Annotated in this window: 12 protein-coding genes; 9 read left to right on the forward strand and 3 right to left on the reverse strand. The window is 67.0% G+C overall.

Going from position 1 to position 12,029, the window contains the following annotated elements; all coding sequences use genetic code 11:
- The first annotated feature begins 23 nt into the window (after window positions 1-23).
- Entirely contained in the window at window positions 24-1,622 is a 1,599-nt protein-coding gene (locus MKK51_RS05890; RefSeq protein WP_243975631.1) for a S10 family peptidase, read from the forward strand.
- A gap of 23 nt (window positions 1,623-1,645) precedes the next feature.
- Window positions 1,646-2,005: a hypothetical protein gene (locus MKK51_RS05895; protein WP_243975632.1), complete on the forward strand. Its 360-nt coding sequence runs from the start codon at window positions 1,646-1,648 to the stop codon at window positions 2,003-2,005.
- Window positions 2,006-2,015: 10 nt separating this feature from the next.
- On the opposite strand, the gene MKK51_RS05900 is transcribed toward MKK51_RS05895, so the two are convergent.
- On the reverse strand, window positions 2,016-3,056 hold the full coding sequence (locus tag MKK51_RS05900) for a sensor histidine kinase (protein WP_243975633.1): 1,041 nt from the start codon (window positions 3,054-3,056) through the stop codon (window positions 2,016-2,018).
- A complete protein-coding gene (locus MKK51_RS05905) occupies window positions 3,043-4,587 on the reverse strand; it encodes an ATPase domain-containing protein (RefSeq protein ID WP_243975635.1) in 1,545 nt (514 codons plus the stop codon). The genes MKK51_RS05900 and MKK51_RS05905 overlap by 14 nt, the downstream gene beginning before the upstream one ends.
- A 228-nt stretch (window positions 4,588-4,815) precedes the next feature.
- Between MKK51_RS05905 and MKK51_RS05910 the strand changes: the two genes are divergently transcribed.
- The 5 genes from MKK51_RS05910 (at window position 4,816) to MKK51_RS05930 (ending at window position 9,991) form a co-directional block, all read left to right on the forward strand.
- Window positions 4,816-5,904, forward strand: a complete 1,089-nt coding sequence (locus tag MKK51_RS05910; protein WP_243975637.1) for an OpgC family protein — start codon at window positions 4,816-4,818, stop codon at window positions 5,902-5,904.
- Window positions 5,874-6,824 (forward strand): SGNH/GDSL hydrolase family protein, encoded by a 951-nt coding sequence (locus tag MKK51_RS05915; protein WP_243975638.1) that lies wholly within the window; start codon window positions 5,874-5,876, stop codon window positions 6,822-6,824. Before MKK51_RS05910 ends, MKK51_RS05915 begins: the two co-directional genes overlap by 31 nt.
- A gap of 176 nt (window positions 6,825-7,000) precedes the next feature.
- Window positions 7,001-8,365 carry a lipopolysaccharide biosynthesis protein gene (locus MKK51_RS05920; RefSeq protein ID WP_243975639.1) on the forward strand — a complete coding sequence of 455 codons (1,365 nt, stop codon included), beginning with the start codon at window positions 7,001-7,003 and terminating at the stop codon, window positions 8,363-8,365.
- Window positions 8,362-9,513, forward strand: a complete 1,152-nt coding sequence (locus MKK51_RS05925; RefSeq protein ID WP_243975640.1) for a GNAT family N-acetyltransferase — start codon at window positions 8,362-8,364, stop codon at window positions 9,511-9,513. Before MKK51_RS05920 ends, MKK51_RS05925 begins: the two co-directional genes overlap by 4 nt.
- 58 nt (window positions 9,514-9,571) lie before the next feature.
- The gene (locus MKK51_RS05930; protein ID WP_243975641.1) at window positions 9,572-9,991 is read left to right on the forward strand and encodes an FKBP-type peptidyl-prolyl cis-trans isomerase; all 420 of its coding nucleotides are present in this window, start codon (window positions 9,572-9,574) and stop codon (window positions 9,989-9,991) included.
- A gap of 117 nt (window positions 9,992-10,108) precedes the next feature.
- Here the strand turns inward: MKK51_RS05930 and MKK51_RS05935 are convergent, their stop codons facing one another.
- A complete protein-coding gene (locus MKK51_RS05935; protein WP_313898798.1) occupies window positions 10,109-10,582 on the reverse strand; it encodes an urease accessory protein UreE in 474 nt (157 codons plus the stop codon).
- Window positions 10,583-10,802: 220 nt separating this feature from the next.
- On the opposite strand from MKK51_RS05935, the gene MKK51_RS05940 reads away from it, so the two are divergent.
- Window positions 10,803-11,072 carry a hypothetical protein gene (locus MKK51_RS05940; protein ID WP_018042474.1) on the forward strand — a complete coding sequence of 90 codons (270 nt, stop codon included), beginning with the start codon at window positions 10,803-10,805 and terminating at the stop codon, window positions 11,070-11,072.
- 214 nt (window positions 11,073-11,286) lie between these two features.
- Window positions 11,287-12,012 (forward strand): TerB family tellurite resistance protein, encoded by a 726-nt coding sequence (locus MKK51_RS05945; protein WP_243975642.1) that lies wholly within the window; start codon window positions 11,287-11,289, stop codon window positions 12,010-12,012.
- Window positions 12,013-12,029: the final 17 nt, after the last annotated feature.

Consider the following 12,029-nt stretch of genomic DNA (forward strand, 5'->3'; position numbering starts at 1 on the left):
CCTATCACCGCAAAGGGAGCCGCATGATCCGAGGTTCGATCATCTCGACCCCGAGCCGTCGCGATGGCGGCGCGAGGCTACTCGCCCTCGCCCTGTCCGCCATCGCCCTCGTCGCCGCTCAACCGGGCATGGCACAATCGCCTCAAGCGGGCGACAGGCCGCAGGAGCGGCGGACCACCGAGCCGCGAGGGCCGGAAGGACGCAAGCTTCCCTCCGACGTCACCACCGAGCACAGCGTCACCCTGCCGGATGGCCGCACCCTGCGCTTCACCGCCACCGCCGGCAGCCTGCCCCTGGTGGATGAGGGCGGAAAGCTCCAGGCGGAGATCGCCTTCATCGCCTATCGTCTCGCGGACCGGAGCGAGGCGACCCGGCCCGTGACCTTCGCGATCAACGGCGGCCCCGGCGCGGCCTCGGCCTATCTCAATATCGGCGCGATCGGACCCTGGCGCCTGCCCCTCGACGGCACGAGCATCAGCCCGTCCACGCCCGTGAGCCTCGTCCCCAACGACGGCACGTGGCTGGATTTCACCGACCTCGTCTTCATCGATCCCGTGGGCACGGGATACAGCCGCGCGGCGGATGGCGACGCCAAGCGCTACTGGAGCGTCGATGCCGATGCGTCGGTGCTGTCCTCGGCCATCGCCCGATGGCTGCGCACAAACGACCGGATCGCTGCGCCCAAGTTCTTCGTCGGTGAGAGCTATGGCGGCTTTCGCGGGCCGCTCATCGCGGCAAAGCTGCAGGAGGAGATCGGCATCGGCCTGTCCGGCATGGTTCTCCTGTCGCCCGTCCTCGATTTCGCCTGGCTGCAATCGCCGCGCACGACCCCCTGGGGCCACGTGACGAAGCTGCCGTCCTACGCCGCCGGCGCCATCGAGCGGGCCGGGGGTACGCCGAGTCGGAAGGCTCTGGCCGAGACCGAGGCCTATGCCACCGGCGATTATCTCGCCGACCTGCTCAAGGGCCCGTCCGACCAGACGGCTCTGGCACGGCTCGGCGACAGGGTGGGGGCCATCACCGGTCTCGATCCGGCCTTCGTCCGGCGTCAGGCTGGTCGCCTGAGTTCCAACAGCGTCCAGCGCGAGATCGGCGCGGAGGAGGGCCGTGTCGCCAGCGCCTACGATACCGGCATCACCGGATGGGATCCGGACCCGGCCGCGACCTTCTCCGGCTTCGAGGACCCGTTGCTCACCGCGATGCAGGCGCCGCTGACGAGCGCGATGATCGAACTCTACGCCTCGAAACTGAACTACCGCGTGCCGGACCTGCGCTACGAACTTCTCAACGGCGCGGTCAGCCGGGGCTGGGGTTGGGGCGGCGGGCGCATGGCCCCGGAATCCCTCGGCGCCCTTCGCGGCGTCATGGCCCTCGACGGCAACCTGCGCGTCCTCGTGGCCCACGGCTTCACCGATCTCGTGACGCCGTACTTCGTCTCGAAGCTTCTGATCGACCAACTCCCGGCCTTCGGCGGCGACAGGCGGATCGACCTCGCGGTATATCCGGGCGGCCATATGTTCTATTCGCGGCCCGATTCCCGCGCGGCCTTCCACAAGGATGCCTCCGATCTCTACGCCGCTGCGCTGAAGGCGCGAGGCGGCACTGCGAAAGACGTGAAGTGACGAACGCCTCGCCTCGCCTGAGAATGGCCGCCGCGTATATCGCGAGCCTCGCTCTCCTCGGTGCCTGCACCACCAGCGAGCGCGAAGCACCGGTGCGAGTGCCGGTTCCGGTCGCCGTCACGCCGTCCCCGTCGCCGAGCGTCACGGGGCCGGTCCTCAATGCCGATGGAAGCTGCAGTCAGGCCGCGCCGGGTACCGCGACCGTGATCGAACCCGGGATCGGCGAGTGCGATCTCGTCCGGCTCAAGGGAAAGCCCGCGACGGACGTGCTGGTCGGAGAGGGGCGTTCCGGCCGCGAGGTCCAGGTGCTCTACAGCGAGCCGGGCGCCAAGGAACTGTACTTCTTCGTCAACGGCCGCCTCGACCGGATCGTGAAATCCTGATCCCGGCGGGTCAGTAGGCGGGCACCAGCCGGTCTTCCGGCAGGGGGGCGATCATCCGGAACCGCAGACCCTCGGCGTCATAGGCGATGACGACTTCGGCATTGCATTGCTGCGCGAGGACGCGCTGGAGCAGCGTCGAGCCGAATCCCTTGCGCTCCGGCGGCTTCACGGGAGGGCCGCCGGTTTCCGTCCAGCTTAGATCGAGCACCCGCCCGGCCTCTCGCCGGTCGACGCTCCAGCGAACCGCGATCCGACCGGAGGGCAGCGACAGCGCGCCGTGCTTGGTCGCATTGGTGGTCAGTTCGTGGATGGCCATGCCGGTGGGGACGGCGAGATCCGCGGCCAGTTCGATCGCCGGTCCATCGAGCACGATCCGGCTCGTGGTCGCATCGTTGTAGTGACCGAGCTCGTTCTGAAGCAGTTCGCGCAAGGGGGCCGTCTGCCAGTAATCCTCGGTGAGCAGGTTATGCGTCTTGCCCAGCGAGACGATCCGGTCCGAAAACGACTGATAGAACGTGTTCACGTCCTTGGTCGAGCGCGCGGTCGCTCCGAGAAGCCCCTGGACGGTGGCGAGCGTGTTCTTGACGCGGTGATGAAGCTCACGGATCAGCAGCGCCTGCCGCTCGTGCGTCCGCTGGCGTTCCTCCAGATAGGCCTGAACCTCGCGCTGCCGCCGCCGGGCCCGCAGGGCGGAGCGCACCGCATTCGCCAGCACCGCCGGGTGGAACGGCCGTTCCAGTACGGTCACGTTGCCCAGGAGTTCGGTCAACCGTACATCCGGCGAACCGCCGCGTGAGCTGAGCAGCACGAAGGGAAAGTCCGACCAGGGCGGCTGCCTTTCGACCCATTGGGCGATGGCGTTGCGGTCCCAGCGCAGCAAGGCTTCCTCGGTCATCACCGCGCAGGCGGCGCCATCGAGGCCGGCCACCAGGGCGTCGAGGGTCGAGATCGCCTCCGAGGCGATACCCACTTCCGCCAGAATCGCCGAGGCCACCGTCGCGTCACGTCCCAGGGGCGCGAGGATCAGGACGACCGGTTCAGGATGCGGCATCGCGTCCGGGCTCGTTCAGGGTCTCTCCATCCGCCCCAATCCGTTCGACGAGGAGATTGTCGCCACTCCCGTCATAGGTGGGCACGCCCGTCAGAACGCCGCGGAATTTTTGCAGGGGCTCGCCGACCCGCAATCCGCCGGCATCGATCTTGAACTCGCGGATCGTGTCCTCGTGCGGACCGGTCCGCTTCTTGAGAACGGACAAGGCCCGGCGAACCCGGCCGCCGGCCTCGAAGAAACGCAGCATCACGACTGTGTCGCTGACATAGGTCAGGTCAACCGGCGATTCCATTTTCCCCACCATGCCGTGCTGGGCGAGGATTAGGATCGTCACGACGCCCTGCTGGTTCAGGTAGGTGACGAGCTCGTGCATCTGCAAGACGAGGTGGGGCTGGCCGGCCATGGCGGTCATATAGCCGGTCAGGCTGTCGATGATGACGATTTGGGCCGCGTCCTGCTCGACCGCCGTCCGAATGCGCCCCGCGAAATCGCCGGGCGATACGTCCGCGGGATCGATCTGCTCGATCTGCAGCGATCCGGCCTCGACGAAATCCACCAGGGGCATTCCCACGCTTCGGGCGCGTTGCAGCAGGATGCCGCGCGTTTCGTCGAAGCTGATGATGAGGCCGCGTTCGCCGCGGTCGAGGGCGGCCACCAGGTAGCTCATGGCGAGTGTGGATTTGCCGGCGCCCGATGGCCCTATGATGAGGCTCGTCGTTCCCCGGTCGAGGCCGCCGCCCAGAACCTGATCGAGTTCGGCGACGCCGCTTTCCACCGAGCCCGTTTCGAACCTGGATGAATGGTCGCTGGCAACCAGGCGCGGATGCACTAGGATGCCGCCCTTCCGGATGACGAAATCGTGATAGCCGCCCTGATATTCCGTGCCGCGCATCTTGATGACGTGGACGCGCCGCCGCGGGGCACCGTAGGCCGGCGTGACCTGTTCGAGGCGAATCACGGCGTGGCTGATGGAATGCAGGTTGAGGTCGTCATGTTCGGCGCTGAGATCGTCGAGCATCAGCGCGGTCACGTCGTTAAGGAGGAAGTAGCTCTTCAGCGCGAGGACCTGGCGGCGGTAACGCAGCGACCCCTGTGACAGAAGCCTGATCTCCGACAGGCTGTCGAACACGACGCGGCTCGGCTTCACCCGCTCCATCTCGCTGAGAGCCATCCGCACGGTTTCGCCCAGTTCGAGGTCGGACGAATGGACAAGGCTCTGCTGCAGTTTCGAATCCAAGCTGAGTTCCGGTGGAACGAGCTCGTAGATCTCGATCCCTTCCAGCGACCAGCCATGCCGCTCGGACACGGACATCAACTCGCGGCGGCTCTCCGACAGGGTGATGTAGAGGCATGTCTCGCCCGTCGCGACGCCGTCGAGAAGAAACTGGAGGCCGAGGGTCGTCTTGCCGCTGCCGGGCCGTCCTTCGACGAGATGGGCGCGCTGGGCGGCGTACCCTCCCGACAGGATCGCATCGAGACCAGGAACCCCGGTGGAAATCGGCTGGGCGTCGTGGGGGGGGCTGGCTGACATCAACACGTCCGGTGGATACGGCATCGGCTGAACATAAGTTTCCGCGCCGTCCCTGTCCCCGATAAATCCGCCACAGTGCGAAATCATCCCATGCGACAGCGCCGGGAAACGGCCTTTGCAGATTGCCGCGTACCGCCTTATCAGACCGTTCCGTGACGCTGCGAGGGGGTGACCGATTCCGCTTCGCACCCTGCCAACCCGCCCGACATTCCGGAGTTCGGATCCCTTATGCGCGAACCGAACGCGATCGACTTCTGGCGCGGCCTCGCCCTCGTGACGATCTACGTGAACCACATCCCGGGCAACACGTTCGAGCGCTACACCTATTCGCAATACGGCATCTCGGATGCGGCGGAACTGTTCGTGTTCCTGGCCGGATGGTCGATCGGGATCGCCACGCGCGGGCGCGACGGACAACCGGAACCACGCCTGAAGAGCGTCCTCCGCCTCCTCTCTCGCACCATCGAAGTCTACCGCGCTCAGATTACGACGATGGCGATCGCTCTGGCCATGATCGCCGGAACAGCTTTGATTCTCGACAACCCTCTTCTCCTCGAATGGCACAATGCCGGCGGCTTCTTCGCGGACCCTATCCAGACCACCGTCGGATTCGTGCTGCTCACGCATCAGCTCGGCTTCTTCAATATCCTGCCGCTCTATGTCGTGCTCCTGGGCATTGCACCCGTCTTCATCCTGCTGGCTCGGGTGAGCCGGATCGCGGCGCTCGGCCTGTCCTTCGCCCTCTATGCCGCGAGCCTCGTCTTCGAATGGAACCTGCCATCCTGGCCGGGGGAGGGGGATTGGTTCTTCGATCCCTTGTGCTGGCAGCTCCTGCTCGTACTCGGATTCGTCGGGCAGGATCTGAACCGCCGATCCGACACGCTCCGGCGCTGGTCGCGGCGGCTGATGCCCTTGGGTGTCGTCATCGTCGTGCTCGGTATCGTTCTGTCGGTGTTCGACCTTAGGCCCGATCCGTTGCTCGTTCCCGATCCGCGCCTCGTCTTCTCCTTCGACAAGACCTACCTGTCGCCCGCCCGGCTCATCCATTTCATCGGGGTGCTGCTGGCCTTCCAGGGCGTCTACGCCCTCGTCATCCCGCATGTCGGTGCGGTCGGTCGATATTTGACGGGACTTGGTCGTAATTCACTGGCAGTCTTCTCCATCGGTTCGCTCCTGAGCCTTGCCGCACAACTCGTGCGGTTTTGGACGGGGGGCGGCATCCTGGTGGATGTCGGCGTCATAGGATTCGGTTTGTTCGCTCTGGGCTTCACTGCATGGTTCGTCGAATGGCGCTCGCGCAAACCTCGGCACTCCTGATCTCCCTCGGCCTCGCTTCCCTGGGAATGATCGCCGGATCATCGCAGGCCGGGGCGGAAGGCGGCGCGACGATCATCTCACCGCCGACCGCGGCGGCGCCTGCTCCCGGCGGCGAGGCGTCGGAGGCCGTCGATGTGAGCCTGTCCCCCGAATGCCGGGTTCCTGGCTCGAAGCTCTACACCCTCGCCCGCTTGAGTTCGGTGAAGGCGGCGCTCAAGGAGAAGCGTCCGGTGCGGGTCCTCGCCATCGGATCGTCTTCGGCCGGTGCCGGAGCCTCGGCGACCTATCCGGTCAAGTTGGAGACGGCGCTGGAACGGTCGCTTCCCAACGTGGATGTGGAGGTCGAGAGCCGGGGCATGCAGGGCGAGATCGCCTCCGGCGCGGCGGAGCGCCTGCGCGGCATGGTGGCGGAGGTGGAGCCCGACCTCGTGGTCTGGCAGGTCGGCACCCACGATGCACTCGCCCGGGTCGATCTCGATGCCTTCGCGAGTGCCCTCGACGAAACGGTTCAGTGGATCAAGTCGCACGAGATCGACGTGGTGCTGGTCAATCCCGTTTATACCGCGTCGCTGGCGCAGGACGAGTATTACAGCAGCATCGTCCGCAAGGTGCAGGAGGTGGCCTTGCGCGAAGGCGTTCCCCTGGTGCAGCGCTACGAGGCGATGCGCTACCTGTCCGGGAGCAGTGACAAGGGCGAAGCGCACATGCTGGGGCGTCAGTTTCGCCTCAACGACCTCGGTCTGCGTTGCATGGCCGAACATGTGACGCGGGCGATCACGCTTTCGCTGCTCCAGCCCGACCCGGCCGCGACGGGGACGGCCGGTTCACCGGCCCTGATCGTCGCACCGCCGAAGGATGCGTCGGTCAAGCCGCCGTCGCAGCCACGGAGCGACGGTGTGTCGGTTCAGGATAAACCGTGACGCGCACCGGCTCCGGCGCGCCGCGTTTCCGTTCGCCATCCCAACGGGCCTCGCCTTCCAGATCGGCGGCAGAACGAAACCGTAAAAGTCCCCGTATTGCGTGACCATGTCCGAGAACTGGCTCCCGTTTCCGGAATGAGGCACCAGGATCGGACTTCAGATCTCAGAGGGGCGACGTGGGATTAGCGACGGACGGGACGACGAGGCGTACCCTCGGCGCGGCGATCGTCCGCTTCAGGACGTTCCGCGCAGGTGCCGCGGGGGCAGCCCTTGACGTCTTCGCCATCCGTATCGCGGCCGCCCTCTTCGCCTACGGGGCGCAGGTGCTGATGGCGCGCGTGATGGGGCGGACGGAATACGGTATCTTCGCCTCGATCTGGGTCTGGATCGCCATCCTGGGTCATTCCTCGACCCTGGGATTCGCCCAGGGCGCCTGCCGCTTTCTGCCCGCCGATCAGGCCAGGGGCGACCTTGCCCATGTCTGTGGGTTCCTCATCGGGGGCGCATGGGTGACCGGTGCGTGCGCATGCGCCGTCGCATGCCTCGGTCTCGCGCTGGTCTGGATGCACGGTACCCTTCTCAACGGGCCGTATGCCGGGCCGTTGCTCCTCGCCGCGCTCGTGCTGCCGTTCTTCACCCTTCAGGATTATCTCGAGGGCGTCGCCCGCAGCCAGAACTGGGCGGTGCTCGCCATCGCGCCACCCTATCTCCTCCGCCAGGGGCTCATCATGGCGGCCATGCTGGGCGCGGTCGCCATCGGTGCACCCGCCGAGGCGTGGGTTGCGGTCGCCTGCACCCTGGCGGCCACGGGCATCGCCCTGGCGGTCCAGGCATGGATCGTGATCCTTCGTCTTCGCGCGATCCTGTCCTCGGAGATCCCGCGCTATCGTTGGCGGGCCTGGCTCCGCGCCTGCCTCCCGATCGGAGTGGCGGATCTCGCGCATTCGGCCTTCAATATGATCGACGTGGTCGTCCTCAGTATGCTGATGCCGCCGACGGCGGTGGGCCTCTACTTCGTCGCGACGCGGATCCAGCAATTCGTCCCCTTCGTGCAGTATGCGGCGTCCGCGGCCACCGCTCAGCGCTTTGCCGCCATCCATGCATCCGGGAATGGTGCGGGTCTGAAACGGTTCGTCCGCATCCAGGCTCGGCTCACCTTGGCCGCCACGGTGACGGTCGGTCTCATCATCGTCGCAGCGGGGCCATTCCTGCTCGCGATGTTCGGGCCGGAATTCGGCGGGAGCGTCCCGCTCCTTGCCGTGCTGGTGGCGGGTCATGTCGGCGCCAGCCTGTTCGGGCCCGGCGAGGATCTGCTGACCATGATCGATGGCGAGCGTCTCGGCGCCGCCATCACCCTGGCGATGCTGGCCGTGGCAGCCCTCCTATGTGTGGCCCTCGTCCCGGCGATGGGCGTCATGGGAGCCGCCATCGCCATGGCGCTGGCCACCGCCCTTCGCGGAGCTGGCATGGCGGTGGCGGCTTTCCTCGTGCACGGCATCGTCACGCCGGTCCTCCCGTTTTCCGGCCGCGCCCATTCATGAAAACGGACCTTCAAGGGGTGAAGGGTCGACGCTCCGTCTCGATCGTGTCCTACGCGGACTTGGCCGCCGACCCCGATGCCTGGGACGCGCTGATGGGCCGGGCGCTCACCACGCATCCGCACTACAGCCGCCATGTGATGGCGGCCCACCGCATTGCGGGACTCGCCGATGCGAGCCTCGCCTTCGTTGCGGTGCGAGGGCCGGGCGGCCTCGATGCGCTGCTGCCCTTCGGATTCAAGCGCGATGTCAGCGGACTGGGATCGAAGGTGGCGCGGCCCTTCCTCTCGCCCTTCATCACGCAGACGAGCCCGCTCGTCGCCGACGACCCGGATCTGCCGGAGATTCTCGACTTGCTGGTGACGGGTCTGCGATCCGCCTCCGAGGGCCGCGTCTGGCGCTGGCCGCTGCTTCCCACCTCGACAAAGCTCGGTGGCGAACTTCTGGCAGCGATGGATCGCGCGGGCTGGCAGTACGGTATCGCCCACCGTTTCGAGCGGCCGATCCTGGAGCGCCGTACGTCACACGCCGCCTTCCTCGCAGGCCATCCGCACCGGTCGCGTATGAAGGATCTGCGCCGTCGCCATCGGCGCCTGTCGAAGCGTGGCACGGTCAGCCTCGATGTCGCCACTCACGGCCAATCCCTGCGCGATGCCGTCGCCGGCTTCCTCGCCCTGGAACGGGCGGGATGGAAGGGCAGGGCCGGGACGGCGCTGTCCTGTCGCCCGCAGCACGAGGCTTTCGCGCGAGCCCTGTTCGCCGATGCGAACGGCCCGGTCGGCCTGCGCGCCGATACCCTTCGGCTGGACGGCCGTCCCCTGTCGATCAGCCTCGCCCTCCTGGCGGGCGGCACGGCCACCCTGTTGAAGACGACCTACGACGAGACCGAGCGTTCCAGCGCTCCGGGACTCGTGCTGGAGGCACAGATCATCGCGACGCTGCACGAGACGGAATTCGCCCGGCGCCTCGATTCGGCGACGCTGGCGGGCTCCGTCCTGGAGGATGTCTTTCCCGACCGGGAGACGATCTGCGAGATCGTCGCCGCCCCGAGCGGGGCGTCCCGCCTGTTCCCCGTCGATCCGCGCATTCGCCTCGCCATGATCGAACGGGACGCCAAGGCGCTGATCAAGCGGATTCTGGGCAGGCGCTGACGCGCGGGCACAGCCGTGCTACTCGGCCGGTTCGGCACGCCAGACAGGAACCATCCGCATGCGTCGTCCGCTTCTTGCCCTTACCGGAGCCTTGTTGATCGCCATGACCGCTTCCGCATCCGCCGAGACCGTGACCACGCCTTCGGGCCTGCAATATCGCGACGAAGTCGTCGGAACCGGCCCATCGCCGCAGACCGGCAAGAAGGTCAGCGTCCACTACACCGGCTGGCTCGACGAGGGTGGCAAGCCCGGCAAGAAGTTCGATTCCTCACGTGACCGTGGCCAGCCCTTCAGCTTCACCCTCGGCGTCGGACAGGTCATCGGCGGCTGGGACCAAGGGGTCGCCACGATGAAGGTCGGCGGCAAGCGCACGCTCATCATCCCCTCCGACCTCGGCTATGGCGCGCGCGGCGCCGGTGGCCTGATCCCGCCGAACGCCACGCTCATCTTCGACGTCGAACTGCTCGGCGTGAACTGAAAGCCGGGTCGCGCATGGCGCTGAACCAATCTTAGGGCGCCCGACAGGACCGTTCGATCTGTTTGAGGGTGATGAGGCGGGTTGCGAGCCTCATCACCCTCACCCTTTTCAGGCGGTTCAGTGATGGTGGTGGTGCCCATGATCATGTCCGCACTGACTGTGGTCGTGCGCATCGCGCTCGGGCTTGAAGGCCCGCGACACAGGGGTCGCGGCGCAGCCCTGCCCACGGACCAGTTCGGCGTTGGCCGACGTCGCCGGCACATACAGGACCTCGGAACCGATCTCCGCCGGGACGTGGTTGCCGCCGAGCTGCCAAGCCAGCCGCAACAGGCGAGCCGGATTCTCCGCCCGCACTTCGAGCAGGGATTCCGAAGCCGCACGAACGGTCACAAGGCGCCCGTCCTCGAGACGAAACGCATCGCCATCCTCGACAGAGGCAGCGTGCGCCAGCGCCAGAGTGAAGCTCACTCCTCCTGCACCGGTGAGGATCGCGGCCGCTCCCTGGCGTCCCGCATGATCGAGAGTCACGGTGTCCGCCACGGAATCGGGGCGAATGGCGGCTTTGCGGACGATAGCGGTGGCACGCAGCATGACTTCCTCGAAACAGTCCTGGGTTACTTCCGGGCGTCCGGCGATGGGCGCCCAAGGTGTCTGGCGGGCATCAGTAGAGGGTTTTTTGCCGGAACGGAAAGCGTGGCTGGAACCGTACCCTCACCCTGTGCATTCCACGAAAGGAATGGCTAAGCTAAGTTGCGCAAGGTCACCACGGCGATAAGCCGGGCCACAAAACGCACAAGGGAGTCTCGGGACCATGAAGAAGCTCATTGCCGCTACCCTCGCCGGGGCGCTCGCCCTCTCCCTCGGCGCCTGCAATACGCCGCAGGATCGTGCTCTCGGCGGCGCCGGCCTCGGCGCTCTGGCCGGCGCAGCCATCGGCGGCGCTGCCACCGGTCGTGCGGGCGGCGCTCTGGCCGGTGCGGCCATCGGCGGAGCCAGCGGTGCGATCATCGGTGCCGGCACGGCCCCGCGCTGCCCCTACGGCACCTACCGCGACGCTTACGGCGACGTGTACTGCCGCTGACATCGGTCCCCTGTCGGGGAGGAGTCGAGGGCCGGGGCGCATGCCTCGGCCCTTTTTCATGTGTCGGGGACAGGACGGATAGGGGAAAATTGCCGTATGCGGGACTGACCCGGCGGATGGCCGGTCGACGATACCCCGCGATGCCGATGCTGCCTCACGACCCTCTCATTCCCTTTTTCCGAAGCGTTTCCCGTGCCGTTGATGGTGGCGCGGCGTGAGCGTCGGCATCTGGGGCAAGCTCGGTGGCGCCGGAATTGGTCTCGCCATCGGCGGACCGATCGGCGGGTTGGTGGGCGGGGTCGCGGGGCACTTCCTGGTGGATCGGGAAGGGGCACTGTTTGGCGCGACGCCGAGGGACGTGGTCTTCACCACCGGCCTCGTGGCGCTCGCGGCCAAGATGGCGAAATCCGACGGGGTGGTGACGCCCTCCGAGGTCGAAGCCTTCGCCAAGGTCGTCCAGGTGAGCGAACGGGAGAAGCCCGGGGTCCAGCGCCTGTTCGACCTCGCCAAGGGCACCTCGGCAGGGTTCGAGGCCTATGCGCGACAGATGGCGACGGCGTTTCGCGATGAACCGGCCCTGCTGGAAGACGTCCTGGACGGCCTGTTCCACATCGCCAAGGCCGATGGTGCGATTCACGAGGCGGAAGAGCGCTACCTCCGTGCCGTCGCCGAAACCTTCGGGTTCGACGATGTCGCCTTCCGGCGCATCGCGGCGCGTCACGTGCGTCTCGCCGACGATCCCTACCTCGTCCTCGATCTCGACCGTGAGGCGAGCGACGCCGAGGTGAAAGCCCGGCATCGCGCCCTGGCGATGGAGAACCACCCCGACCGGGCGATCGCCCGCGGCGTTCCGCCCGAGGCGGTGACGATCGCCACCGCGCGGCTCGCCGCGATCAACGCCGCCTATGACCGGATCGCCGCCGAGCGACGGCTGCGCTGACGCGCAACGGGAGAGCA

Origin of the sequence: Methylobacterium sp. E-045 (genome assembly GCF_022829685.1) — a bacterium.
Taxonomy (GTDB): domain Bacteria; phylum Pseudomonadota; class Alphaproteobacteria; order Rhizobiales; family Beijerinckiaceae; genus Methylobacterium.

Coding starts and splice junctions, on each gene's coding strand:
- MKK51_RS05900 (WP_243975633.1), bottom strand. CDS start 3,056: ATGCCGCATCCTGAACCGGTCGTCCTGATCCTCGCGCCCCTGGGACGT.
- MKK51_RS05925 (WP_243975640.1), top strand. CDS start 8,362: ATGAAAACGGACCTTCAAGGGGTGAAGGGTCGACGCTCCGTCTCGATC.
- MKK51_RS05935 (WP_313898798.1), bottom strand. CDS start 10,582: ATGCTGCGTGCCACCGCTATCGTCCGCAAAGCCGCCATTCGCCCCGAT.
- MKK51_RS05895 (WP_243975632.1), top strand. CDS start 1,646: ATGGCCGCCGCGTATATCGCGAGCCTCGCTCTCCTCGGTGCCTGCACC.
- MKK51_RS05930 (WP_243975641.1), top strand. CDS start 9,572: ATGCGTCGTCCGCTTCTTGCCCTTACCGGAGCCTTGTTGATCGCCATG.
- MKK51_RS05890 (WP_243975631.1), top strand. CDS start 24: ATGATCCGAGGTTCGATCATCTCGACCCCGAGCCGTCGCGATGGCGGC.
- MKK51_RS05940 (WP_018042474.1), top strand. CDS start 10,803: ATGAAGAAGCTCATTGCCGCTACCCTCGCCGGGGCGCTCGCCCTCTCC.
- MKK51_RS05905 (WP_243975635.1), bottom strand. CDS start 4,587: ATGTCAGCCAGCCCCCCCCACGACGCCCAGCCGATTTCCACCGGGGTT.
- MKK51_RS05915 (WP_243975638.1), top strand. CDS start 5,874: ATGGCGCTCGCGCAAACCTCGGCACTCCTGATCTCCCTCGGCCTCGCT.
- MKK51_RS05910 (WP_243975637.1), top strand. CDS start 4,816: ATGCGCGAACCGAACGCGATCGACTTCTGGCGCGGCCTCGCCCTCGTG.